24 protein-coding genes are annotated in these 23,522 nt (G+C 60.5%); all 24 read right to left on the bottom strand.

From position 1 onward, the window contains the following. Positions 1-227: 227 nt before the first annotated feature. A complete protein-coding gene (mobF, locus tag Q0263_RS13530; RefSeq protein WP_298017123.1) occupies positions 228-3,122 on the bottom strand; it encodes a MobF family relaxase in 2,895 nt (964 codons plus the stop codon). A gap of 146 nt (positions 3,123-3,268) precedes the next feature. Next, a complete protein-coding gene (locus Q0263_RS13525; protein WP_298017120.1) occupies positions 3,269-4,693 on the bottom strand; it encodes a hypothetical protein in 1,425 nt (474 codons plus the stop codon). Positions 4,694-4,765: 72 nt separating this feature from the next. Beyond that, complete coding sequence (locus Q0263_RS13520) at positions 4,766-6,346, bottom strand: type IV secretion system DNA-binding domain-containing protein (RefSeq protein ID WP_298017117.1); 1,581 nt, start codon at positions 6,344-6,346, stop codon at positions 4,766-4,768. 13 nt (positions 6,347-6,359) lie between these two features. Further along, on the bottom strand, positions 6,360-6,800 hold the full coding sequence (locus Q0263_RS13515) for a hypothetical protein (protein WP_298017116.1): 441 nt from the start codon (positions 6,798-6,800) through the stop codon (positions 6,360-6,362). Positions 6,801-6,805: 5 nt separating this feature from the next. Continuing rightward, positions 6,806-7,513 carry a StbB family protein gene (stbB, locus tag Q0263_RS13510; protein WP_298017113.1) on the bottom strand — a complete coding sequence of 236 codons (708 nt, stop codon included), beginning with the start codon at positions 7,511-7,513 and terminating at the stop codon, positions 6,806-6,808. 4 nt (positions 7,514-7,517) lie between these two features. After that, the gene (locus tag Q0263_RS13505; protein WP_298017110.1) at positions 7,518-8,003 is read right to left on the bottom strand and encodes a hypothetical protein; all 486 of its coding nucleotides are present in this window, start codon (positions 8,001-8,003) and stop codon (positions 7,518-7,520) included. An 18-nt stretch (positions 8,004-8,021) separates the two neighbouring features. Further along, positions 8,022-8,480: a hypothetical protein gene (locus tag Q0263_RS13500; RefSeq protein ID WP_298017107.1), complete on the bottom strand. Its 459-nt coding sequence runs from the start codon at positions 8,478-8,480 to the stop codon at positions 8,022-8,024. Between the two features lie 441 nt (positions 8,481-8,921). Continuing rightward, the gene (locus Q0263_RS13495; RefSeq protein ID WP_298017104.1) at positions 8,922-9,839 is read right to left on the bottom strand and encodes a TrfA; all 918 of its coding nucleotides are present in this window, start codon (positions 9,837-9,839) and stop codon (positions 8,922-8,924) included. Between the two features lie 120 nt (positions 9,840-9,959). Then, positions 9,960-11,015, bottom strand: a complete 1,056-nt coding sequence (gene virB11, locus Q0263_RS13490; RefSeq protein WP_298017101.1) for a P-type DNA transfer ATPase VirB11 — start codon at positions 11,013-11,015, stop codon at positions 9,960-9,962. Continuing rightward, complete coding sequence (gene virB10 / locus Q0263_RS13485) at positions 10,987-12,114, bottom strand: type IV secretion system protein VirB10 (RefSeq protein ID WP_298017097.1); 1,128 nt, start codon at positions 12,112-12,114, stop codon at positions 10,987-10,989. Before virB10 ends, virB11 begins: the two co-directional genes overlap by 29 nt. Next, on the bottom strand, positions 12,111-12,947 hold the full coding sequence (locus Q0263_RS13480) for a TrbG/VirB9 family P-type conjugative transfer protein (protein ID WP_298017094.1): 837 nt from the start codon (positions 12,945-12,947) through the stop codon (positions 12,111-12,113). Before Q0263_RS13480 ends, virB10 begins: the two co-directional genes overlap by 4 nt. 28 nt (positions 12,948-12,975) lie before the next feature. Beyond that, on the bottom strand, positions 12,976-13,662 hold the full coding sequence (locus Q0263_RS13475; protein WP_298017091.1) for a VirB8/TrbF family protein: 687 nt from the start codon (positions 13,660-13,662) through the stop codon (positions 12,976-12,978). Then, complete coding sequence (locus tag Q0263_RS13470; protein WP_298017088.1) at positions 13,655-13,804, bottom strand: conjugal transfer protein; 150 nt, start codon at positions 13,802-13,804, stop codon at positions 13,655-13,657. The genes Q0263_RS13475 and Q0263_RS13470 overlap by 8 nt, the downstream gene beginning before the upstream one ends. Before the next feature lie 96 nt (positions 13,805-13,900). After that, the gene (locus Q0263_RS13465) at positions 13,901-14,851 is read right to left on the bottom strand and encodes a type IV secretion system protein (protein WP_298017085.1); all 951 of its coding nucleotides are present in this window, start codon (positions 14,849-14,851) and stop codon (positions 13,901-13,903) included. 9 nt (positions 14,852-14,860) lie between these two features. Next, positions 14,861-15,577, bottom strand: a complete 717-nt coding sequence (locus tag Q0263_RS13460) for a type IV secretion system protein (protein WP_298017082.1) — start codon at positions 15,575-15,577, stop codon at positions 14,861-14,863. A gap of 80 nt (positions 15,578-15,657) precedes the next feature. After that, complete coding sequence (locus tag Q0263_RS13455) at positions 15,658-16,179, bottom strand: hypothetical protein (RefSeq protein ID WP_298017079.1); 522 nt, start codon at positions 16,177-16,179, stop codon at positions 15,658-15,660. Between the two features lie 55 nt (positions 16,180-16,234). Beyond that, positions 16,235-16,777: a hypothetical protein gene (locus tag Q0263_RS13450; RefSeq protein WP_298017076.1), complete on the bottom strand. Its 543-nt coding sequence runs from the start codon at positions 16,775-16,777 to the stop codon at positions 16,235-16,237. A gap of 47 nt (positions 16,778-16,824) precedes the next feature. Further along, the gene (locus Q0263_RS13445) at positions 16,825-19,254 is read right to left on the bottom strand and encodes a VirB4 family type IV secretion/conjugal transfer ATPase (protein ID WP_298017073.1); all 2,430 of its coding nucleotides are present in this window, start codon (positions 19,252-19,254) and stop codon (positions 16,825-16,827) included. Further along, positions 19,251-19,655, bottom strand: a complete 405-nt coding sequence (locus Q0263_RS13440) for a VirB3 family type IV secretion system protein (protein ID WP_298017070.1) — start codon at positions 19,653-19,655, stop codon at positions 19,251-19,253. The genes Q0263_RS13445 and Q0263_RS13440 overlap by 4 nt, the downstream gene beginning before the upstream one ends. A 3-nt stretch (positions 19,656-19,658) precedes the next feature. Further along, positions 19,659-19,979, bottom strand: a complete 321-nt coding sequence (locus tag Q0263_RS13435; RefSeq protein WP_298017067.1) for a TrbC/VirB2 family protein — start codon at positions 19,977-19,979, stop codon at positions 19,659-19,661. Positions 19,980-20,076: 97 nt separating this feature from the next. Continuing rightward, positions 20,077-20,712, bottom strand: coding sequence for a lytic transglycosylase domain-containing protein (locus Q0263_RS13430; protein WP_298017065.1), 636 nt, complete (start codon positions 20,710-20,712; stop codon positions 20,077-20,079). Positions 20,713-20,724: 12 nt separating this feature from the next. Next, entirely contained in the window at positions 20,725-21,402 is a 678-nt protein-coding gene (locus Q0263_RS13425; protein WP_298017063.1) for a TrbM/KikA/MpfK family conjugal transfer protein, read from the bottom strand. A 66-nt stretch (positions 21,403-21,468) separates the two neighbouring features. Continuing rightward, a complete protein-coding gene (locus Q0263_RS13420) occupies positions 21,469-21,759 on the bottom strand; it encodes a hypothetical protein (RefSeq protein ID WP_298017061.1) in 291 nt (96 codons plus the stop codon). Positions 21,760-21,899: 140 nt separating this feature from the next. Continuing rightward, positions 21,900-23,327: a Fic family protein gene (locus tag Q0263_RS13415; RefSeq protein ID WP_298017058.1), complete on the bottom strand. Its 1,428-nt coding sequence runs from the start codon at positions 23,325-23,327 to the stop codon at positions 21,900-21,902. Positions 23,328-23,522 lie beyond the last annotated feature (195 nt).

The raw sequence follows: 23,522 nt of genomic DNA, 5'->3' as shown, positions 1-23,522 counted from the left end.
CACCGCAATCACCTAAAGCATTGGTCTATCGGCGGAACTGGCGGCCACAGCCGTGGCCTAAAGCGCCGTAGACGGATGTGCTACCTGGGTAAATGCTGGGTTAGAGGCACCCTTGGGACATGAGAGAGACAATGCGGCGACATTGCTGCGACACGCGCAGGGCATGAGCAATACTGCCTGGGGACTTCAGCGCGACAGTCTGGGGACGGATGGCAGACAGGCTGGTGTCATTCGATTTCGAGGGCTGGGGCCGGCTGTGCATCGAGGACGGTTTGCGGTTCATGTGGCTGCATGACGGGGTGCGCCATCTGCGCTTGCACCAGGTCATGCGCCAGCCCTTTGTATCCCTGCCGGTCCACCCGTTCGGGCAGTTTTTCCGCATCGTCGGTGAAGACCGTGACGGCATGCCGTTCCCGCGAAATACTGACGTAATAGGTGTCCTGGGCCGTGGTGCGGCTGAAACTTTCTGCGTTGTACAGCACCCGGTCGCAGGTCAGCCCCTGGGCGCTGTGCGCGGTGCTGGTATAGGCATAGTCCAGGTGCAGCGGCTGGTCGGCGGGCAGGGTGATGTGCCGGTTGCCTGCCGCGATGGTGATGCGGTCGGCCTGGACCTCGACCACCTTGGCCAGTTGTCCGTTGACCAGATCATGGCGGGCATCATTGCGCGTGATACGGACCTGATCCCCTACGGATAACTCCGATTCGTTCAGGTGATAGACCGACAGGCGGCTCATCGTCCTGGGGATGATGTCGATGGGGGGCTGGTCGGCTGCGTCCGGGCGCAGCGGCGCCACCGTAATGCGGTCATACTGGGGCATGCCGATGACGCGATAGCGTTCACCGCGTTTCAGGCCGCATTGGTAATCCCGTTCGGGCACCACGATATCGCCCACCGTGTAGTAGCGGGCCACGCTGCGCTGGGCGCGGGTGGTGTCATGGCGGGCCAGCAGCCGGTAACGCTGGCCTTTGCCCTCTAGGCCGCGCAGCGCATGGATGCGGGCATTGATGGCCTGGCGCGAAGCGTTGGTGCCGGTGACGACCAGCGTACTGGCCTGTTCGCGTTCAGGCAGCGAGACATAGGCTTGGGCAATGGCCTCATAGCGGTCAGAGCTATCGCGGGTCTTGTGGCCGTGCTCATCCACGTCGAACTGATCGGGGATGGTCAGTACCTGATCCAGCAGCGGCAGGGACTGGCTGGCTTGGCCGGTGGCGGCCAGTTGCACGGCCTGGCGCAGCCGTTCGGACTGCTGGCGCTGGATGTCGCCCATGAGTACGGTTTTCATGCCCTGCTCCTGCATCATGGCAAAGGCGCGGCCCGCCTCGATGGCCTTGGTCTGTGCCGTGTCGCCCAGCAGCACCATTTTGGCCCCGGTCGGCTGGATCAGCGCCAGCAGTTTGTCCATCTGGCGCACGGGCACCACCCCGGCCTCATCAATGACCACCACGGTGTGCGGCCCCAGGCGGTCCGTGAAGCTGCGTTTGTCACGGGCGGCCAGCACCGAGGCGACGGTATTGGCCTGGACGCCATCGTTACGCAGATTGCGCACCATGTTGCCGTAGGGGGCCAGTGCTACCAAGGCCCGGTGGTGCTGTTGCAGTACGGTCTGGGCGTTCTGCAGGGCGAAGGATTTACCTGTACCGGCTAACCCCTGGATGCCGCTGATCTGGTTGGCGTCCGTGGTGATCAGCATGACCGCCTCACGTTGCCCTGCCGTCAGACGGGCATCCAGCCCGGTTTCGATAGCCTGGGCGGGCAGGGCGGCCAGCCAGGTGCCGCGCCCGGCCTGTTCCGTCGCCAGGATGCGGGATTCAGCTTCATGCGCCTGCCGGGTGGCGTAGCGCGGGCTTTCCATCAGCAACCGTCCCTGGGCAATGGCCTGGTCTACGAGCTGCAAGGCAGACTCGTGCGACGATCCGCTCAGGCGCACAACTTCTGCGGCCCAGCCCTCACGGGTCATGGGTGCCGCCTGGGTGTCCTGGGTGCTGCGGTAGTGGGGCGCTTCGCGGATCAGTGTGCCTGCCTGGACCTGTGCCTGGATGACGGCCTGGATGCTGGTCACGTCGGTATGACCCCCGGCATGGCGCACGGCCTGTTGCAGCAGATCGGCCAAGGGCATGACCGATTCGCGTTCGGCCAAATGCGAAATGGCCCAGGTCAACGATGCCTGGGCCACCAGTGGAGAAGATCGATCTGCTTCATGTCGCGGCTGGGCCTGTGGTCCTGCCTGCCCAAACTGGATGCCGATGGCGGCTGCGGCCTCCTTCCAGCTCTGATGCAGTTCAGCGTGGCTCATGTCCTGGGCTTTGGCTTGCCGGTGGGCCAGATTGATGCCCTGGCGCAGTGCATGGGGGGCTTGGTCGCGGCTGGTGCCGCGCGCGGCCAGCTCCGCCGTAATCCCGGCGCTGCGTTTGCTGAAAAACTCGACCTGCTGACGGCTGATGTGCGCCAGTTCGATATGGTTTTTCTCATGGCGCACGGCGTAACCCAGCGTCCGGACATTGCGTTCCAGCGTGGCCTGGTAGATGGAATCCGTGACGCGCAGGAGTTGAAAAATCTGTTCATTGGACAGCGCCACCCATTGGCCATCGGCCCGCTGGGTCAGATTCATCAGCAGGGCGTGGACATGTAAATGGGGATCGGGGGCCGCGCCTTCCGTGGGCCGTGCGGTTTCATGGCGGAATTTGGCGATGATCAGATTGCCGGTGTGTTCCACACGGGATTTGCCGCCTTCCTTGCGTCGGCCCATGGCCAGGTGCTTTTCCACATAGGCCAGCGCCGTGGCGACGGCATCATCATTGGCCTGGATCAGGCGCTCGTCACCGCCGATCAGCGCCTGCAGCGTGATGCTTTTGGGCGCACCAAAGGTCAGGTCCAGCGCAGCACGGGCTTTGGCATCTTTGCGCACGGATTGACTGGCCGTGATCCCGTGGCCAAAATCGCCCTGGAGCATCGCTTTGAAGCGGGCTGGGTCAATGGCACCAACCGCGCCCAGGCGGCGGGCACCTTCACCCTGCCAAGTGGCGGCGCTGCCGTCACGGCTGTAGTAGTCATCGGCCTGGTCGGCATAGTAGTGGGTAGCGAGGGCCGCACGGACCCGATAGATCTGGCTGTGCGAGATCATGGATGCTCCGGGATGGGGATGGTTAAAGATCAGCCAGCGGAGGCGAAAGTCGCGTCAGTGCTTGCTGTTGGGAGAAGGGGGGGCGAGATTACACAGGGTTTTCCACAGCAACTGTGGATGTCTGCAAAGAGAGAACCTAGGTCCTGTCAGTGTTCGCCTTCTAAAAATTCCACTAGACGCTTCAGTTTGTCATTCATCTCGTCATCTACATTCAAATCTTTCTCTTTGCTTGTTAGTTCAAGATATTTTTCCAGAGAAAGGTTGGGGGATTTTTTTAATAGGCTGGCTAATTCTTTTGTTTTCGTGGATAAGTCAGCTTTAAAAAAATCATTCATTTTTTGTACGGCTTGATCTATGCCATGCCTGCGAATACAAACGCTGAGCCTTTTCTCTAGTTTTTCTCGCTGATTGCGGGTTATATTGCCGATGGAGTCAAAATAATCTGTTGCGCTGTTGGATATGACTTCAATCTGTGGGGCGAGATGAAGCAGGAATGCTGGAATCTCCGTTACTCCTGGATTGACTATTTTTAATCTTCGATCTGAAGTGAGTTCAAGCCATTCACGAATTACGGCATTGATATGTAAATCACCAAAGCCATAGCCTATACAGATCAGCGACGTTAAAAAATTAATGTTTGTTTTGAATTGTTCTAGGAAAGCATGAGGAAGTACCTGGGACTGCCTTGCGTCGAACTTATATGCTCCTGCTAGAAGAGTGCGGCGCAAGAATTGCATTTCTCCAGATTTGTCTGCATACGCTATTTCGTTGATTGTGTTAGCTCGACCGTTGGGGGATCCAGGAAATGGATAAAAGACCTCTTCATTTACTGATCTAAGTGATTCTAGGAGTGAATCTACAGTATTTTCATTGGGTGTTATTTTTAGTAGATTTTTTCCATCTTCATAGGCGAAAACATCCAATGCTCCGTGGATTTTCAATAAATATATTCCCTTTTTTGGTGGGTTTGGGAAATGCAAGGCCCCATTTATTTCATCTTCACTGAGTGTTTGTGCAAACAGCTCTCCAATTTGCTCTCCTGTTTGATTTCGACGGGGTAAGGATATTTTTCGTTCGCTGAATCCGCTGTATATTGATATGTCAAATTTCGCTGCTATCGATTCAATAATTAGGTCGTGATTTAATGAAAAAACCCACAATGGACAATTTCGGTTTTCAAGGGTGAGTATTCCGGAATACCATGGCAGTGTTTTTTGGAAAAATTCCAAATTCTTTATGTGACGAGCGTATAAAAGGTGGTACACCATCTCGACAAGCCATGAGTACAGGCCGTGGTAATGTTCTTGATTTGGTTGGTGTCGTCGATATTGGGTTTCAAGATAGCCAAGCAAGGCCTCGTAATGCAAATCGGGTCGTTCCAGTGCGCTAGTAAACGAATCTATTACTTCATCCGGATAGCCGCCGCCTTGTGTGCGCCATCCTTGATTCAATGTCCTCAATTTTTCTGGAGTTAGCCAATTTTTTAGTTCTTTGGTCAACTCCCACACTAACGGCATTCCCGCTTCGTATGAGGCACCAGCTCCCAAAAATAGCCCCGTTAGTTTTTGCATTTAGTCGCTCGCTATCAATTATATTTTTGGAAATTATTTATAATCTGGCGTCTCTCGGCGTGATATTGGCTATTAGATCCCTACAAAGGATTCAGAATTGTTCAAAAATCGCCGATACGGCATTTTCACCCGAGCCACCGGCAACTCCCCCGCCATCGCCACATACCCCTCCAGCACCGGCAGTGCCTGAATCTGCGCTGCCGTTACCACATCCTCAGTCGTCCGATCCATATTATCCGAGGTGTTGCGGTGATCGACACTGCGGCTAACACTGAATTTCGGGCGCTCGACTTCATGTTTGCCCAGGCTTTCGCTCATGTCGCGGGCTGTCTGCGGATCGGTGCGCGATCCGCCCAGGACCGCCAGGTTGCGGAAGCTGGCCCGCAGGGTAGTGGCCATGGTGCGCCCGTAGATGTGTTCCAGTTGGGATGTGCTCTGCAATCCGGCGATGATGCGCAGCCCATTCTTGCGGCCTTTCGTCAGCCCGGCCTCCAGCGACGGCAGGCCTTCGAGGCTGGCCAGTTCGTCAATGAACAGCCACCAGCGCCTGTCGGTGTGTTCGGGCATGGACAGAATGGATGTGATGAACACATCGACCCAGGCCGATACCAGCGGCTTCATGGCATGCATCATGTCTTCGCGCCAGTTGATATATAGGTTGCCAGCCTGGGGATCATCCAGCCAGCCGCGGATGGAAAATGGGCCAGGCTTCATGCTGGTGTGTTCCGACAGCTTGTTGGACAGTACGAATCGGGCCGAGGACAGCGCCTTGCTGGCCTCACTGGAACCGACAAACAGGGACTCTGCCAGTGTGCCTTCCAGGAATTGCTTGAGGGTCTTGGGATCTTCGATGGTGCAGAGGCGAAACAGATCCATGATCTGGGCTTTCTTGCCCTGTAGCTGATAGAGCTTTTTCGCCGTTTCGCGCAGCAGCAGACGGCCAAAATCGTTCCATTCCTCTGCGTTTTTGTCCTGGCTCATGGGGACCAGGGAACGCGCCAGGTGCTTCCAGTCGTAGTCGGCCCGCACCTCGTTGAACAGTGACCAGCCTTCGCTGCGGGCGTCATACGGGTTCAGGATCACATCGCCGGGTTGCCAGAACTTGCTCAGCATGTCGCCGTTCGGATCAATGACGATCATGCGGTCATTGCGCAGCAGTTTGCGGGCTGAGCTTGTTGATCGGGCCTGCACGGAGGCCGCCATATTGCGCAGCAGCACGGATTTGCCCGACCCGGTGGCCCCGCTGACCAGCAGATGCAGGTTTTCATTGGCGGTTGGCATCGGGATGCCTGCCACGTCGATCTGTTGCTGACCGGGTTCGGTGCAGAGCTTGGCCAGGTGTTTGGCTGTGGTCATGCGGGTGCCCCGGACAAAGCGTTTGTACGCCGCACCTTCAAACCCTTCGGTTTTCGCTGTGCGGCCTACGAACAGGATCAACGCCAGGGCGGCGAGCAGGCCGATGCCCAGCGCCCCGTACAGCAGCGGATAGCCTGGTGTCAGTTTCACGAAATGCCAGGCTGTGCGGCCATCCCAGTCCTGCCAGGTCATGCCGCTGCCGTAGGTGGCGGCAGTCATCCAGGCGCTGATCGGAAAGACGGCGAGGGACACAGCGGCAATGCGCCGCCGCGTGATAGGGGAGAGCAGGGTAGACATGGGGGTTGTGCCTTCAAGAAACGAGCCATTGACCCAGGGCCAGCCCAGCCAGCATCCCGCCCAGGATGCCGGATGCGCCGCCGATGACCATGGCGAGGACCGTCATGCGCCGTGCTGCCTGCCGGGTGATCCGGGCGCATTGCGCGGATTCTTCGGCCAGGTGCGTCAGCCGGACGCCTGTGGCGTCCAGCATGGCCTGCATGGCGTGTTGCGATTGTTCATGGATGGGCGTGGCGACTTCGCGCAAGGTGGCCGCCAGGTGGCGGTCCAGTTGCTGGGGGAGCAGTTGCAGGGCTTCGGTCAGCGCCTGGATGTGCGGCTGGGCCTGGTCCTGGCGGTGGCCGATGGCCTCCAGCCGGTCCACCAGGCTGGCGACCTCGCCCAGCACCTCGCGGTACAGCAAATCCAGCTTGGTGCGGGCCTGGCCCCCAGCCGGGTTGGGGGATGTGTCCATGGCGTTCACGCAAAGAGGGCGGCAAAGGCTGCATGCATCTGCCGATCCACGGGCCGGGCCAAGGCTCGCAAGGCATGCATGTTGCTCAGGTGCGAGATACGGTCATGGTCACTGCGGTCTGTTTGCTGCAACAGCGCCCGGTAGTCGGTCTGGTCGGCCAGCACATCGGCAATGGTCGTGCGCAGATCGGCCAGCAGTTCAAACACTTCGTTCTCGAAAATGGCCGCTTTGGGGTTGGCCTGGGCTTCGCCGGTTTTGGCGGCATAGGCCAGCAGTGACGGGAATTCTTCCTCGACGCTGGTTTCCACGCGATTGAACAGCAGCCGCACCCGGTCCGGGGCGACCCCCAGGCCTGCCAGCGCGGCCACCGTCTTGATGGTTTCACGCTGGGCCTTGCCGGTGTTGATGACCGGCAGGACAAAGTAGCTGATTTCTTCGTGGGCACCCTCGTAGCGCATCATGTGCGCCAGGAAGTCTTCGATGTTGCTGGCCCCGACATCCACGATGGCATCGTCACGGGTGAGCAGTTCGCGGAACAGCCGTCCGAAGTGTTCACCGCGCAACTGATCGACCGACAGGCCCAGATCAGCGCCGGTTTCGTTGGTGGACTCGACGGCAAAAATCTGTGCGCCATTCATGCGCGGGGCCAGCAGGTGAGAGGCAACGACGGTTTTGCCGACCGAGCCGGTGTAGTTGAGGACTGCGACTTTCATGGGTTCATTCCTTGTCTTGGGGAGTGGGGTTGGTAGCTTTCTGGCGTTGTTCCAGGCCTTCGCGCCGCAGGGCCTCCAGGTCTACCCGCATGTTGCGGATTTGCCGGAGGTCGCTGGGCGTTTCAATGCCGTGGGGCCGCCCTTGGATGGCATCCATGGGCGGTGGAGTGGGTGTGGTGCGCGGTGTGTCAGGCGCGATGCGGTGCGCCGTGGGTGTGGGGGGGGCCACAGGGACGGCTGGGGCTGTTTGGGGACGGTTGGCCTTGCGCCAGCGGCGCAGTGTGGTGATGTAGGTCGTGGGCCGCACGGCCAGCCCGGCCTGGGCCAGGTCCTCCATGATGGCGGCATGGGGGACGCCTGCGGCCAACTGCGTTTCAATCATCGGGAACAAGGCCCGCAGCTTGGCGGCGATGCGCAAGCGCGGGTCCAGGCTGTCCAGCACGGCCCGGTAATGGGCCACGGGATCGGGTTTGGTGGGGTGTTCAGTCATCGGGGCTTGCCTTGCGAATCAGTGTTGCAGCGCAGGCAGCGCCTGGGCCTGTTTGCCGTCCAGCCATGCCAGGCCCGCCGCGTGGGCCTCGTCATAGGCGCATTGGTCATCGGCAAAGCGCACGGATTTGCCGCGTGCCGGGAAGTGGCCGCAGCCGACTTCTTCGCCCTGGTCCAGCAGCCGCAGCAAGTAGCCTTCGCCGTCGCCGCTGCGGGGCACGATTTCAAAGGAGAAGCGCAGTTGGGCCTGGGCCAGATCGGTCTGGAACTGCCGGGCGACAGCCGGGACGCGGGCGGCCCAATCGGTGCCGATCCGCTCCAGGGCATCGGCGATGCTGTAGCCGCGTTCGTGCAGCCAGTCATTGCGATCCAGCACCAGGGCGGCGGTCAGTGCTTCGCCCAGGCTCAGTGCGCCGATGCCTTCACGGGCGGCACGTTGGGCGATGGCCAGCAGTCGCGTGTCAAGATTCGAGTGCATGAGAACTCCTTTGCCCTGTCGCTTGGAAGGGCGGTCGTGAGGATTGAGAAGGGGGTGCCCGGATGGGCGGAAGTCGCTCCGTTGCCGAACCCCAGCCGCCACCAGGCGGCTGCCCGGTGTGGTGGATGGAGACGGACGGGGTGTGCTGCGATCAGGGTGGAGGGACGAGGGGTTTATCCACAGACCGCTTCTGGTAGAAGAAAGATAGAAAGAAGGTAGAAGGCGTTGCGATGTCTGGAAACCCGCATGGATAAAAGGTTTCCGAAGGTGGGGGTGCGATGTTATGACGACAAAGCGCGATGCTATGACGAGAACCCGCGATGCTATGACGATGCGGGTGCGATGTTATGACGATGGCTGGGATGACTTATCCACAGGCTGGAATTGATCAATTTCTGCCCGATTTTTGAGCCGCTTGCGGGCTTGGGCAGCGGTGCCGATTCAGCGGTCCAGGCGGGTCCAGACCGCCTGTTCGTGGCCCCGGCTTGCCGCTTCGATGCGGGGGGCCGCGATCACTTCCAGGGCTTCCAGTTCGGTCAGGCTGCGCTCCAGACTGGCTTTGAAATCACGCATCCGTCCGGTGTATTGGGCGCGGTCCTTCAAGATGTCCAGACTGTATTTCTGCTGGATGTCGGCGGATGTGCCGATCAGCCGTTGCAGGCTTTTGGACAGGTCGTGACGCATTTGCAGGCGCTTGGTCCAGTCCACCAGGGCATATTCCCGATTGCCGAAGATTTGCGCCCAGCGCGGATCGGCGTAGATCGTATAGCTGCCGCTGCGTTCGTCGTAGTCGAACCCGCCGATCATGGCCAGCACACGGGCTGACGGGTGATTGCCGTAGCTGTATTTCACCGAGCCGTCTTTGCGCCTGGCCTCGATGCACAGGGTAAAACGGGCCAGGTCTTTCATGCCTTCGTGCAACCATTCATAGGCGCTGCCTCCAGTGGGCCTGCCCATGCCGCGCAGGAAATCCGCCCGGTTGATGGAGGGGGCTTCGCCCAGCAGTGCCGTGGTTTGCAGGTACATGGCATGCATCCAGATGTCGGCGTGGTCTTCGGTCAGTTGCTTGCCCGAGCCTTTGAGCAGGATGTTGCTGCCTTCCAAAAACACCGTGTCATCGTGCAGGGGACGCCAGCCACGCCGCACCGGAGCAAAGATGGAACTGCGAGCGATGTAGTTGGGGATGGCGCGGGCCGTTTCGTTGATGCCGGGCACGATGAAGGGGGCCGGAGTGTGAGCCTCTTTTTCAGCGGCGGCGGCAATCGCTTGCTGGGCCTTTTGCTGGGCGCGTTGCATGGCGGCGGACAGGCGCAGCACAGAGCTGGCCCGCTGGAAGGGCAGGCGGGTGGGTGCGGTCATGGGAAATGCTCCAGACAGGCCCGCCCAAGGCCTGCCGGATTCGTGAGCAAGGCCTCACGCGGGGTCAGGGGGAAAGAAGGTGACAGGACGGGTGCCGGCAGCGCCCGGCACCCAGGGGGATCAGCAGGTTTGCAGCGCGGCGGGTGCTGGCGTGTCCAGCAGTGCCGCGTGTGGCGTAAACCAGAGTTCCTTCAACTGGAAACGCTCGAAATACAGCACGATGTCTACGGTATGGCGCAGAAACGCCTGGATGGTTGCGAGGTCCAGATTGCCGCCCGTAGGGGACTGTTTGATCAGCACCGCCAGGCGGTCAAAGGTGTCAGCGGCACTGTTGGCATGCGTGGTGGTCACTGATCCCGGGTGGCCGGTGTTCAACGCCGCCAGGTAGTCCCAGGTTTCAGGACCGCGCAGTTCCGCCAGAAAGATCCGGTCTGGGGACAGGCGCATGCAGGCCGCCAGGGCATCGGTGGCCGATACCCGGCCCCGGACGCCGCCATACATCAGGTGAATCCGGTTGCGGTGCCGGGGCAGCATCAATTCATGCGTGTCCTCGATGGTGATCAGTCGTTCATCGACCGGCACCCGGTCAATGAGTGATCGGGCGAAGGTGGTTTTGCCCGAGCCGGTGGCACCCGCGACCACAATGTTTTTACGGGCCAGAATGGCTGCATGCAGGAAAGCCGGGATGTTGCCGCTGGCCTTGAGTTTCAGCAGGTTCTGGTCCATGGGCGACATGCCGCCCGCAGCGGCCCGGGCCGCTGCATCATCGACGGCATCAAAAGCGCCCTGGGCTTGCAGCGTCTCCAGGGTAAATGCCGCCTGGGCATGCTTGCGGATGTTAACGGCCAGGGTGCCGTCAATGCAGGCCGGAGGCTGCACAATCTGGCCGCGTTCACCGCCTGGCAGCACGACCGACAGGATGGGTGATTTCGCCATGTGGTTGTAGGCCGCCAGAGCCGTCGCCAGCGCCTCCAGATGCGGGTAGGTCAGTGCGGGGCATTCATGCAGCACCCAGGCACCCCGCACCCGGCTGTAGCACTCACCGGGCCGCACAATGGCGATTTCCGTGACGGCTGCATCGTCCAGGTGCGCGGCCAGTGGCCGTAAAAACGTGTTGACGGCAATCGCCCGATCAAAGGGGCGCGGATCATTGGATGGGTTCGAGGTCATAGACATGGCTGAAATCCAGGTCGCGGGCCACCATGATGCCGATGCGCGTACCTTGATTCTTGTAAAGGGTTGGAGGGATGTCGAGCGACTTTTCCAGAATCTTGGCGATGACTTCCTGACTGCCTTCGCGGGTGTTGTCGAAATGGACGTTGTTGTTGCCGGACTGTCCCTGGTTGGCCGCCCAGGCCCCCAGGTCGCCCACCAGCGACAGCAAGATGGCATTGCCGAAGCGTTCCCAAAAATGGTTTTCGATATGGCCATCAACCCCTGCTTCACCCAGCGGGCCGGTGCCGGGCGAACCCAGATTGACGATGACGCCGGTGGGCGTTTCCAGCCGGTTCCAGGTGATGAAAGCCCGGCCTTGGCCCTGTTCGATGCCGCCAGACTGGTAGCCGGTGAACTTGGTGCCCGCGTCGATCAGCTTGACCTTGCCGTTGGTGCTCATCACATCGTGGGTCGCCAGGCAGGTCAAAAGGCCCGCCTGGGTGCTGACCAGTTTTGTCTGCAAGGTGCAGTCGATCATCGTGCCTTGCGTGAGCAGGAAGTTGCGATTGCCCAACTGCCCGGCAACCGATGGCGCAAGTTCCAGGGGCCGCAGCTTGTCAGCCAGCGGCCCTGCATCGGCCAGCGGGCCGTTGGCAGTCTGGGTGGTGCCGCCGTCCGCTGAGGATTCCGTCAGCGGGCTGTCCAGCCTGCGCTGCGCGACTTCATCGACCGCGGGCGGCGGGGTCGGGGCTGGTGGTGGGACGTAGTAACTGCGTTCCTGGGTGGCAGGCGGTGGCGAGGCTTCACGCGTGGGTGGTGGGGCAGGTCGTTCCACTTTGGGCGCTTTGAGGCGGTTGGCAATGCCGCTGTGCTCGGCATCCAGATTGGGGTCTGTCTGCGGTGCGGATTCGCGGCCCCAGACCTTGAACAGCGTTCCCGCCGCAACGGCGAGTGCGATCAGAATGGTGAGCCAGAGAAAAGCGCGGGCACCCCGCGGGGCGCTGCGCCCCGCCGTTTCCAGATCCGTGGGTTCACGATCCAGGTTCAAGGGGAGCTGATTCTGTTCGCGGGGTGCCGCCGTGCCATCGTCCGATGGGGTGATGTTCGGATCAGTGGTCATGGTGTATTCCTTGAAATGCCTTTTATGCGGCGCTGCACTGCCGGTGATGTGGTCCCGGTATCGGGTGGCACTGGCGTGGCGCTGTAGGTTTCGTTGTGGATGGCCAGCACCAATTCGCCCAGACGCAGGTGCCACAGTGCCGAGGTGCGGTGCAGTACCATCGTCCGGTCGTCGGCCATGTGGTAGTTGGTCAGGACTTCCTGGCCGTCAGGGGTGACGCGATAGACAGCCGGGATGTCTGCCCCTGGCGCAAATTGCAGCCAGGTCTGACGGCCATCGTCCCAGGCGTGGACCGGAGCGATGGCCGTGTCGCCGCTGCGCGTATAGGCCAACCAGTTCACGGGTGTGCTAGAGACCTGCAGCGAGTGTTCGATGGCGGCTTGCCGGGCGGCCTGGTCCCGCTTGCTGGCTTCCGTTTCCGGGTATCGGATCACCAGTTTGTAGAGAGCCGGGGCGTTGCGCTGATCGCTGTAGGACAGCCGAAAGCTGTAATCGTGCTGATTGGTCACGACGATGAGATTGGTGTTCGCGTCCTGGGCCGTCGGCTTGAAAAACAGGTGGTTGTCCTTGTAGGTGAAGGCATAGGCCTTGCTGTCGCCAAAGACGTGGTAGACGTAGCGTTCATCAGGGGCCAGCACGATATGGGTGGCCACACCGATCACGGCATCGAGCTGGATCACATCGGCGGCGTTGTAGTTCACATAGCGCACACGGTGATCCCGTTGCGCGGCGCGGGGGTGTTCCAGAGCCAGGGCGCTGGCGCTCAGGGCCAGATTGAGCGCCAGGCCCAGGGCGCATGCCAGGGCATGCCGCCTGAGCAGGGGTGTGTTCATGGAGGATTCCTTCGGATGCGCCGGGCGTTTAGCGAGACAGATCGGCGGCCAGGTCATAACGCGTCACTTGAAAGCCCAGGGGGTTGAGCCGGGCGACGGCTTCGGTGAGCGGCACATCGGCGTACTGATAGGCCATGGTGGCGATCAGGTGGCGGACCTGGGTGGCATCGCCGGTGTTCACGTCACGCTCGGTTTTGGTGAAGCGCACGATGGCGGCCTGGTTGGCCCCCAGCGTGATGGAGTGAACCTGCACATCGACGGTGCCCTGAGTGCCCAGGCGCGTGGTCACGGCCTGCGGTCCTTCAAAGCGTTTGCCGTATGCCGTCTGGATGGGCGGCGATGACAGCAGGGCGCAGGTGTCGAATTGCTCCTGGATGGTTTGCCAGCTATAGCCTTCGCAGTTCAGGACATAGGTGTTCAGGAAATACTTGGCGATGCGCTGGCCGTAATCTTCCAGGGGCTGACCCAGACTGCTGACATGTTCGATGGCGCCGGTCGCATCATTGACCCGCACCACATACATTTCAGGCGGCTGCTTCAAGGGCGTCAGGCCGACGACGGCCCCGACCGCCGCCAACGCCAGAATGCCCGCACCGCAGGCCACTTGCCAGGCGCGTTTGCGGCTGGTGATGAGTTCGCCCAGATGGTCACGTTCCAGACCTCTGGATTCCTCCAGGTAGGCGGCGATGTCTTCGGATTTGAGCGTGTCAGCCATGGTTTATGTCTCCCTGAAAGGTGGGGGGCGTGGCATTGACCGGGACGCGGGGGGAATCAGGCGGCAGCGGGGGCTGGGGCGCATGAAAGGCGCAGCCAGCCAGCAGCCCGGCCAGTGCCAGGGTGGCGATGAGAGATTTCATGGGTAAAGGACTCCAGGCCTGCCGGGTGCGGCGGGCCATGACGGTGGAGGGGAATGACTGCCTGGGGCCAGTGATGTGGCCGGATGGCGCGAGGATTTAGCGGGCGCGAGGCCGCAGCATGCTGCGCAGGCGCAGGACTGAGAAGGCGCCATGTGCAGCGGAACCGATGCCCAGGCGGGCGCCGAAGCCGTTGGACAGACCGGCAGCGAGGCCAGGCAACATGATCATGATGACAATGCTGGCAAGACCGACCAGAACCTGGGCACCGAACAAAGACAGGACGTCGGTGATACCGCTTTCGGTCTCAATGGCAATCATGCGAAGCAGTTGGATGTTCATTTGAAGCAGCAGCCCGAAGACTAGTCCGGCCAATAGGGCCAGAAATACGAAATTCAGAGCCTGTGACACCCAGCTGTTGAACAACTGTTTGGTGGGTTCGAATAGCGTTGCTGCGATGAATAGGGGGCCGACTGCCACCACCAGCGCCATGCCCACTTTGCACACGACGATGACCACCATGATGATGCTGCCCACAACCGCCGAGGAAAAACTGATGAGGGTAGCCAGGATGCTGACCAGAACTTCCCGAGTGGACGGCATGAAGTTGTACCAGGGCTGCTTGCTGGCTCCCAGCATGGCATTGGCTGCTTCGCTGGTTTCCTGCTGCAGTTTGTCCACCTCTGCGGCAACATCCCCTGTTCCCAAAGCCAGCGTTGTCACATCGTCAGGCAAGGCAACCATGGTCTTGGCAATGTCGTTCTGGTAGAGGCCTCCTGCACCGAAGAACAGAGAGATGATGACGACCATGATGGCTTTCTTGAAGAATTCGGTCACGGTCATGCCGGCTTGACCGTGCATGAGCGCAAAGGCGTAGACGACGAATTGCAAGGTCAAGCCCACAACGACGATTGGAGCCAGGGCTTCAAACAAGGCCTGCATGGGGCCGTTGATTGCGTTGCTCAGAACATGCTCGGTTTGGCCCATCACCCACTGGGCAATTTCATTGGGGGCAGTTGGCGGAGCGACGGAGGCATCAAATTTAGCCATGATGCTGCCTTATGGTCGCGAAGGTTCGGCAGTGGTCGCATGGCCGGATGATTCTGGCTGGTTGCCAAACCAGCCGCCATAGACCCGCTGCGCACGGGCTTGCAGCAGGTTGCGCTCGGCATCAAGCTGCTGCGAGGCAAGCTGAATCCTGGCTTGTTCCGCCTGGATGTTGGCCTGCTCAATCTGGATGCGGGCTTGCAGTTCCGCGATTTCTTTCGGGTTGGTAGTCTGGTTGATCTTGTCCTGCAGGGCATCGACGTTGGCCAGCCGTCGGGTCATGGAGTCGTAAGCCCGTTCGCTCATGGCTTTGGATGTCGCCTCGATATTTAGTGCGCGCTTCGAGAGTGCCTGGCGATCCTCCTGGAAATTCACAGGTGCCATCACTTCGTCCGCAATGCGGCCCACATCGCCATCCAGGTTGGAGCTGCCAGATCGGTTCAGCAAATCTTCGGCGCTGGCAGGCAGCGCAGCGCGTAGCTGGTTGCGGATATCGGGATTGCCGACTACGTTGCCGTAGCCGCTGGATTGCGTAAAGGCGGCCAGTTGGCTTTTGGCCGTGGCCAGCTGATCGGTCAGGTTCTTCAACTGATCTCTGGCGGTCAGCAGTTGCTCTTGCAGCTGGGCGATTGTGGCCGCATCGACGGTGGGGATGCCGCTGGCGTGGACGGGGGAGAGGAAAACGACGGACAGGGCAATGCCCGCCGCAATGAGTTTGCAGCGTGTCATGGGAGACTCCAATGGAATTGGCAGCAAGGGGCTGCCAGGAAGAGGCCTACACGTCAGGCAGGCCAGTCATGCAGGACCGATTATCGGCTGGGCTTCTTGATCAGCGCGGCTTCGTATTCAGCCTGGGTGATGCGTTTGGCCGTTGTGTTGTCGGAGGTGATTTGATCGGTCGCTTCGTCGTAGGCCACATGCTTGGTGCCTGCCACGATGAGGATGTTGTCTGCGTCGCCCGGCACGGCAGGGGACGTATGCGCTTGATAGCCCACTTTGCCGAGGTTATTCCAGCCGTTCACCGTAAACAGCAGACTGTCGCCATTGCGTTTGATGTGAATGAGCGTTGGCGGATAGCGGCCAAGGTCGGTCAGCCAATACCCTACGAACTTCTCCCCATCAGGCTCCGTCTTGCATCCAGCCAGGAGCGTCAGCAGAGAAGCGCCAGAGGCGGCAATGAAATATCGTCGGTTCATGGGGGGACCTGTGATGAAGGGTTGATGGGGTTTGCCTGGTGTCGCTTGAAGACCGCCCAGGCGTCGGCCACGCTGCTGGTGGGTCCAGCTTTTGTAAGCCAGTACGCCCGCTCGGATGGTTTCAGGATGTTCCACCAGGCCATGCCTCTGGCTTCGTCCGCAGTGGGTGGTCGGTTCAGGTCTGAAGGATTTACGGACATAGATCTGGACCCTCCGTTTCGTGTGCTGGCCCCTGAGGTTGCAGGGGGTGATCGAAGCGCACGCCGATCAGGTCCGCGATGCGTTGCCAGTCGGCGGGTTGCGGGCGGTGGCCGTCGGCTTCATGGATGTGCAGGCTGTAATACTTATGCACACCTTGCTCGAAATATTCGCGATCCTCACGTGGGGTCGAGGACGAGAACCAGAGATACGGCGTATGCCGTGGGTCCGAGGCGGAGGGCGAATCCATGCCGTGATCCTGGGCAATACGCTGCAATTCGTCCGCATCGACGGCTTCACGTTCGATGACGGCTTCGCCTTGGCTGAATTGCCCACGTTCCAGGTCTGCCTGGGTCCAGCGTTCGCAGTAGATGGAAATCAGGAAGGTGTCTGCTGCTGTCGTCGATTCCGGCATTTCCAGGCCCAGGCGGTTGTAAAAGGCGTGATCCTTGAGAGCTTCCTGACTCTGCTGGATCTGTTGCTGTTCCGGGCCACGGGCGTGCTCAGCCCGGCGCCGATCTGCGTCATGCTTCATGAGGGTGTGTCCTGTGGTGATGGCCGGTCATGCGTGACCGGCGTGCCTTACTGACGGGCTTGTTTGATGGCAGCCAGGTAGACCGGCAACCAGGCGGCGGGATCGGTCCCGGCCTGGGCGACGGCCTGTTCTGCGATGTCCGCCATGTCGGGGCTGCCGGAGAACACCAGCAATTCGTCTTCGCAGCCCGACAGGTCCAATTGGGCGACGGTGACGCTGGCCCCTTGCTTCACCAGAAACTTGCGGCTGGCTTCGCCCAGGCTTTGGAGCAGTTCAAATTCCGCGACCGTCAGGCCAAAGCCCTCGATGTAATCGCGGGCGCGGGCCTTGGGGTTGGGCAAGAGGATCAGCGTGGCCGTTTGCTGCACCAGGGATGCGCCCACCGGGTTTTCAATGATGGCCCCCGGTTCCTGGGTCGCCAGGGCCAGCACGCCGTTCTTTTTGCGGATCGTGCGGGCCGCGTCCTGCATGGACTCCTGAAAATGTGCGTCTTTCAACGGGTGCTGGCACTCGTCGTACAGGTTGATGATGCGCCGCCCGTCGTGCAGCGCATCGACGCGGTATTTCAGGTACAGGGTGGCCGCGCCGCGCACATCGTCATCGTCCAGCAGTTCGGTCAGATCAAAGCCAAAGAGGGCAGACTGGTCACTGTCCGTTTTCAGATTCAGATCGTCTGCAGGGTTGTCGAATACCCAGCCGTATTCACCCCCCTGGCACCAGGGGGCCAGGCGTGCGTGGATGGTGCTGCGGGTGTCGTCCTCGCTGTAAGGGTTGGGCAGCAAGGTGTTCAGGGTGGACAGCGTTCTGGCCGGTCGGTCAATCAGAGTGGTCAACTGCTGGACCGCCTGGGTGATGTCGGCCCGCTGCCGGGTGGTGACGGCTTCGCCCTGGCGTTCGGCCAGGTAGATGACCAGGCGCACCATGAAGGCGACATTGCCCTTGGTGGGTTCCATCTGAAAGGGATTCCAGCCGGTCGGCTCCCCCAGGCGGATATTGAAGTACCGCCCACCCAGCGCCATGATGAGTACCTGCATGCCCTGGTCTTTGTCCCAGACCACGCCCACGGCCCCGAATTTTTGCGCCTGGGCCAGCAACATGCCTTGCAGCACTGTTTTGCCGCTGCCGGTCATGCCGATGATCAGGGTGTTGCCCGGTCGGCGTTTGCCGGTTTCATCCAGGTCTTCCGTGGAGGCATGGAAGTTGAAGAAAAAGGGCGATCCCGTCTGCGTTTTCAGCATCGTGACGGCTGGCCCCCAGGGGTTACCGGCAGGCTTGCCCGTCAGCTGATTGTGCAGGCTGGAAAAGCACAGAAAATTCAGTGATGTCATAGGCACAGGCCGGGGACGCCAATGCCAGTTGCCCGGCAGTTGCGCCCAGAATCCGGCCTCCAAGGCCCGATCCAGGGGCCGAAAGCCCACGGCGTCTTCGGCCAGGGCGGTGGCTGTCTGCGCCAGTGCCTGACGCACACCGTCCGCCGAGGTGCCATACACCAGGAGGGTGGCGTGGTGATCCCCCAGGCCCAGGCGGGCCGATGTCAGATCGTCCATCACATCGGCCAGTTGCGTCACCTGGCTGACCGAATCATCGCCCGAGTCCACCAGCAGCTTGTGATGTTTCTTGACCAGCTTCTTGGCGGCGGCTCCCGTGTGGCTGCCCCAGGATTGCGTCAGCACAAACTCATGGGGCAGGCCCAGCAGCCGGTCCAGGTGGCCCGGTTTGGTGGCTTCCGGGTAGTCGCGCAATTCCATCATGCCAAAGAGGCGTGATCCGGCGATGGTGCGCAGTTCGCCCAACTCGCCGTGGCGGCCAAAGATGGGCCGGGCCTGGGGCAGGGTTTCGCGCAGCCGTTCCCGGCTGATCGGCACAGGCCGATGAGTGCCAGACAGCAGGAACCCCAGGAATTCAGCGGTTTCGCTGAATGCCAGCCCTTGGCGATCCACGATGCCCAGGATCTGCGGATCGTAGCGGTACAGGCCTGCGGTCAGTGCCCGCAAGGCGCTGTCCAGGCGTTCGATGGATTCGTCCTGCCAGTGAGCCAGGCGTTTTGCATCCCCCTTTTCCAGACTGGCGAAGGTGCCCAGAACGGGGTCTGCGACGGGATGAATCAGCACACTCAGGTACAGGTCATTGACCATCAGCCCCGAGGTGTCAAACGTCGCCCGGTAGGCTGCATCAAAACGGGTGGCGAAAGGTTGTGCAAACGTGCTGTCGGGGTATTCCGTCACACGCCTGCGGATGATGTGCGAATACAGACCGAGCGAACCCATGGGCAGACCGCGCAGCACATTGTGTAGGGCCTCGATCCAGTCTTTCAGTTCAGCCTGGTCGTAGGCGTCGGGCGCCCGCCCGGCCACCTTGATGACCGCCAGATATTCATGGTTGTCGCAGGCAATGATGCGATCGGTGACATGGTGGGAATAGGGCAGATAGCGGGAAACCAGCCGTTCATCAACGGCCAGTGCGGTGGCTGCGGTCATGGCAGAGTCCTTCGGGAAAGCAAACGGCGCCAGGGCCGGTTGCGGTGGTAGCCCTGCGGGGCATAGCTGGAGCCGCGCCAGAATCGCTGTTGGCGATTCGTGCGACGGGTCTTGATTTCCAGCCAGAGGATGTCGATGGCTTTGTCGTCATCGCGTGTGAGCATGGCCAGCGTGGGCATTACGACCAGCAGCAGCCCCCACCAGATCAGTCCGGCTGTCATGGCGATGATCGCTACGCACGCGAATGCGCCGAGCAGCAAAGTGGTGGGGATGCCCATGAAGGTCGCCTTGCGGCCCAGGCCCTTGAAAACGGGATAAGTGTTCGGGGGCTGGTGGTCGCCGGGCGACTGGTCTGTGTGGCCGATGCGGGCGGCGCGTGTGCTACTGGTGGGGGTCGCCATGGCTTACTTCCAGAGCAGCACAACCAGTTCGGCTGCGGACCCGGCCAGCAGCACACCGATGCCCCAGCGAATGGCGTCATCCTTGCGCATGACTTCCGCCGAATACAGCACGAAGATGATGACGCCGATGATGACGGCGGCAATCGGCAGGATGATGTCCAGATTGTCTTTCAGGGTTTGCAGGGTGGTGCGGGCGCGAGACAGGCCGCCCAGAGATTGCGCCCATGTCGCGTGACTGACCCCGGCCAGTAGCCAGAATGTCACCAGCTTGTCTATGAAATGTCGCGGGGGTGTCTGGTTTTTGATGTGAGGCAATTTCTGCATGGCATGACTCCTGCCCCAGACGCCGGCAGGCGTGGTGGGGTGTGGTGAAGAAGGAATGGGAAGGGCAGTAGCCGCTGGATGCGGTGCTGCGTATGGATCAGTCGGACGGGGGCTGAAAGCCATCGGCGATGGGATGCGCCGTGAAGCCGTCTGGGGTGCCGGTTGGCGGGGACTGTATTTGTGCGGATGCGGAATCAGGGGCGTCCGCCGTGGACGACTGTGGGTCATCTGCCGATGCCGCATCGTCGGGGACCGGCTTGAGGGCCGGAACCTGGATGCCCGCTTGGGCCAGCACCTTGTCCACATAGCCATTGGCAAAGCCCCGGCTGAAATTGCCCGTGTTGTAGCAGGACAGTGCCGCCCGCAGCGCCTGCTGTTCACGCTGGTGGTTGCGTAGCGCCCTGGCGTAGCAATCTGCCAGGACGGTCTGGGCGGCGGCCAGGTTCTGGCAGGGGTCGAACACGGTGGTGCTGTTCAAGCCCAGCCAGGCCCAGTTACGGACATTGATCTGCCCCAGACCGGCATCGAAGTCGATGCCCTGGGCCATCAGATCTTCGGCCGCCTGAGTGGCTGCTTTCAGGTTTTCGGGTTGCCGGGGCAAGGCCTTGCTCTTGCGGTTCACGCCGATGGCGTACTGCTGGGCGCTGGATTCGTGGCGGATCAGGGCGTCAAGCGTGACCGGGTGAATGTTGGGTGCGCAGGTCAATGCCAGTGCAGCAAGTTCAGTCAGCATGAGGCGTATCCATCAGTCCATGCTGCCGCGTCTGGGGTCGGTCAGCGTGAAATTCCAGCCTTGCGCCCAGGCGCCGCCATGTTGTGCATCCCAGCGGGCCTGAGCTGCCTCGAAATCTTTGGCTTTGACCCAGTGCCCGCCCATGCGGGGTTCGCCCACATAGCGCACGGACAGTTCATAGGTCCAGGCGTGGTTGTTGTAGGCCACGCACCAGGCAGGCAGCTTGGTCAGCGTTACGGTATCGAGTGCGTGGACTTCGTAGACGGGCTCACGGGTGCTGCCGTCAGCTACCTGGCGATAGCCCCGGATGCGCCACTGGTAGGCCATGGAGGCATAGGCCCGGTTCAGATAATCCGCGTCGCATTTGCCCGCACCGTGCGCGATGGCCTCCACCCGTTCGGGCATGCCGGGGTCGGTTGCAGCCGGGCACTGCCCAAGGAAACTGCGACGGGCTGCCACGGTAGCACCCCAGTCCAGGCCATGCCGATTGAATCGCTTGATGCCAAAGTAGTGCTCCAGTGACGGGCTGCATTCACCGGGCTGGAGACTGGACGACAGGCATAGTGTTGCTTCGCAGGCTAGACGGGGAATGCCGGTCAGTAGATCAGCGGTATCGGACGCATGGGCGAGTGGGGCCAGGGCGCAGGCAAGCACCAGCGCCCCAGCCCGCAAGGCGGGAAGGGTTTGCATGAGGATGGCTCCAGGGGGAAGGGGGAAAGCGAGTGGCCGAAGGGGGGCCGGGGATGGGGATGGGGATCAGCGTTGCTGCAAGGTCTGTTGCGCGATGGCGATGTGTTCAGGCTTGGCCATGGCCCGCACTAGGTGGGCGGTTTCGATGGTGGCCGTGCGGGTATCGCGCAGCTGGCCCAGGTCAGCCACGATCTGGCGCAGCAGCGTCAGTTCTTCCTGCAACGTGTCGTCAGCCGCCAGGCGGCGGCGGATGTAGTTGGACAGAGATAGGCCAGACAAGGCAGCAGCCTCGCCCAGACACGCAGCATGAGACGGGGTCACCCGGATGCGGATGACCTCGGAGAGAGGTTCGTTCATGGGATTCCTTGGTACGGAGGAATTGACTGACTACGGATCCTGCCGGGTCTGGCTGGGCGCCAGCATGTTTTCAATCAGGCGGATCATCACGTCCTTGGCTTTCGGGTCAGTGGTGCGGGTTTTGCACGGGTGTTATCGAATTAATGTCGCTGAGCGAGTAGTGCCAGCCCTTGTTCGGTAATTCGGTATTTTTGCAAGCTACTATTGGGTTTATCCGGTATGGTCATCGCAATCAATTCTGCGTCAAGCGCGGGTTGTAGATAAGCAGCTCGAAAATGCTTGCGGTCGTTTAAGCCAAGAGCATCCATTAATTCCGTTCGGGTTTGCTCTCCTTGGATCGTCGCCAGTAGATCCCCGACTTGGGGGGTGACTTGGGGGGTGACTTGGGGGGTGACTTGGGGGGTGGTCTCGTTCGGTAGTTGAGTCCTCGGCACGACAACCTTGAACTGGTTGCTGGCTATCTCATCCAGAAGCTCAATCGTAGGCCAGTCATGCAGTGCGCGCGGTATACCCGTCCCTAATCCCCGATAGGGCAGGATATGGACAGCATGTTCCGTGAGCGTAGGATTACGGCGGTTGGTTGCGCCGTGCCGGATGGCGTCGGTGCTTAGGCTATCGGGTAAGTGGCCAGGGCTGATTATTTCGACACGATCTGAAAACACCATCAGGCGAATCGACGCACTGGTGAAGTAGTCTCGGTGAATCAGGGCGTTGACCAACAGTTCTTCAAGAGCCTGTTCTGGAATTTCCAACTGGCCCAATGTGTTGAAGCCCCGGTCAGCTTGAATATGGCGCAGGTTACGTTTAATGAAGGCAAAGCTGCGCTGGTACTGCTCCAGAAGCGTACCGCCAATATCTTCGCTGTCCAGGTAACGGCTGTCATGCAATACCAGGCCTGGAAATGCAACGGCCTTGACTTCAAAAGCAGGGCGATAGCGCTGAGGGCGTTTACCAAACAGCATCAAACCAGCCAGGTTCAGTTCGTGCCCATCGCCCAACCCCAGGTTCTGCAGTAACTGCGACAGAGGTTGCTCCGAAATTTCAGACGGCTGGCCATAACGACGCGTAAAGTAGGCAGCAAAAGCTTTTTCGTCGATATCGTCAGCCGACGTGCCGGTGACGGGAATAACATCTGCATAAACCAACCCGGCACGTTGAAATAGGCGCTGGATTTCTTCGCGGGCAGTGACGTGACGTTTATCGGATCCGTTTTTTACCCAGATGCGTCCGTGATTATCAATGTAAGGTTTGGATAAGCCGTCGGATACCGTGACGACCATGACCACACCGTGTTCGGTCTGAACGTTATCAGTAATTGGGTGAATCGGCGGGCGTACGTGTTGAGACGCCGCATTGCTTAGCAACTGGTTGACCTGCCGGACATTTGCAGCATCCAAGCCGACAATCTGGCCATCATCGCTGACGCCTAGGAACAAACGGCCTCCGCCGCTGTTGGCAAGTGCCGCCAATTCTGCCGCGATGCTGTCGGCATTGTGCGCTTCGCGCTTGAATTGGTGTCGGCTGTCTTCGCCGCGCGCCAGGGTTTGAACTAGCTCTGCTTCAGTCATGGGGTGTACTCAATTGCAAATGGTTGTGTGACCAAGCCTGTTGTGTTCAGATGATAGACGACTTTGGGAATGTCTCCCCAGCGAGGAAAGCGCTATTCCGATGGGTCGTTTAGAATTCGAGCGATTGGGTGAAACGCCCGTTTTATGTGCCTTTCAGCGGATTCCGATGGTATTATCATGACGGCCGCCGGGCTG

The sequence above is a fragment of the uncultured Castellaniella sp. genome (assembly GCF_937988725.1).
GTDB lineage: Bacteria > Pseudomonadota > Gammaproteobacteria > Burkholderiales > Burkholderiaceae_B > Castellaniella.
This window is presented reverse-complemented; position numbering and strand designations above follow the sequence as displayed.

Bases quoted from the DNA above. Each gene is read 5' to 3' on its own strand.
- mobF (WP_298017123.1), bottom strand. From the start codon at position 3,122: ATGATCTCGCACAGCCAGATCTATCGGGTCCGTGCGGCCCTCGCTACC.
- Q0263_RS13525 (WP_298017120.1), bottom strand. From the start codon at position 4,693: ATGCAAAAACTAACGGGGCTATTTTTGGGAGCTGGTGCCTCATACGAA.
- Q0263_RS13520 (WP_298017117.1), bottom strand. From the start codon at position 6,346: ATGTCTACCCTGCTCTCCCCTATCACGCGGCGGCGCATTGCCGCTGTG.
- Q0263_RS13515 (WP_298017116.1), bottom strand. From the start codon at position 6,800: ATGGACACATCCCCCAACCCGGCTGGGGGCCAGGCCCGCACCAAGCTG.
- stbB (WP_298017113.1), bottom strand. From the start codon at position 7,513: ATGAAAGTCGCAGTCCTCAACTACACCGGCTCGGTCGGCAAAACCGTC.
- Q0263_RS13505 (WP_298017110.1), bottom strand. From the start codon at position 8,003: ATGACTGAACACCCCACCAAACCCGATCCCGTGGCCCATTACCGGGCC.
- Q0263_RS13500 (WP_298017107.1), bottom strand. From the start codon at position 8,480: ATGCACTCGAATCTTGACACGCGACTGCTGGCCATCGCCCAACGTGCC.
- Q0263_RS13495 (WP_298017104.1), bottom strand. From the start codon at position 9,839: ATGACCGCACCCACCCGCCTGCCCTTCCAGCGGGCCAGCTCTGTGCTG.
- virB11 (WP_298017101.1), bottom strand. From the start codon at position 11,015: ATGTCTATGACCTCGAACCCATCCAATGATCCGCGCCCCTTTGATCGG.
- virB10 (WP_298017097.1), bottom strand. From the start codon at position 12,114: ATGACCACTGATCCGAACATCACCCCATCGGACGATGGCACGGCGGCA.
- Q0263_RS13480 (WP_298017094.1), bottom strand. From the start codon at position 12,947: ATGAACACACCCCTGCTCAGGCGGCATGCCCTGGCATGCGCCCTGGGC.
- Q0263_RS13475 (WP_298017091.1), bottom strand. From the start codon at position 13,662: ATGGCTGACACGCTCAAATCCGAAGACATCGCCGCCTACCTGGAGGAA.
- Q0263_RS13470 (WP_298017088.1), bottom strand. From the start codon at position 13,804: ATGAAATCTCTCATCGCCACCCTGGCACTGGCCGGGCTGCTGGCTGGC.
- Q0263_RS13465 (WP_298017085.1), bottom strand. From the start codon at position 14,851: ATGGCTAAATTTGATGCCTCCGTCGCTCCGCCAACTGCCCCCAATGAA.
- Q0263_RS13460 (WP_298017082.1), bottom strand. From the start codon at position 15,577: ATGACACGCTGCAAACTCATTGCGGCGGGCATTGCCCTGTCCGTCGTT.
- Q0263_RS13450 (WP_298017076.1), bottom strand. From the start codon at position 16,777: ATGAAGCATGACGCAGATCGGCGCCGGGCTGAGCACGCCCGTGGCCCG.
- Q0263_RS13445 (WP_298017073.1), bottom strand. From the start codon at position 19,254: ATGACCGCAGCCACCGCACTGGCCGTTGATGAACGGCTGGTTTCCCGC.
- Q0263_RS13440 (WP_298017070.1), bottom strand. From the start codon at position 19,655: ATGGCGACCCCCACCAGTAGCACACGCGCCGCCCGCATCGGCCACACA.
- Q0263_RS13435 (WP_298017067.1), bottom strand. From the start codon at position 19,979: ATGCAGAAATTGCCTCACATCAAAAACCAGACACCCCCGCGACATTTC.
- Q0263_RS13430 (WP_298017065.1), bottom strand. From the start codon at position 20,712: ATGCTGACTGAACTTGCTGCACTGGCATTGACCTGCGCACCCAACATT.
- Q0263_RS13425 (WP_298017063.1), bottom strand. From the start codon at position 21,402: ATGCAAACCCTTCCCGCCTTGCGGGCTGGGGCGCTGGTGCTTGCCTGC.
- Q0263_RS13420 (WP_298017061.1), bottom strand. From the start codon at position 21,759: ATGAACGAACCTCTCTCCGAGGTCATCCGCATCCGGGTGACCCCGTCT.
- Q0263_RS13415 (WP_298017058.1), bottom strand. From the start codon at position 23,327: ATGACTGAAGCAGAGCTAGTTCAAACCCTGGCGCGCGGCGAAGACAGC.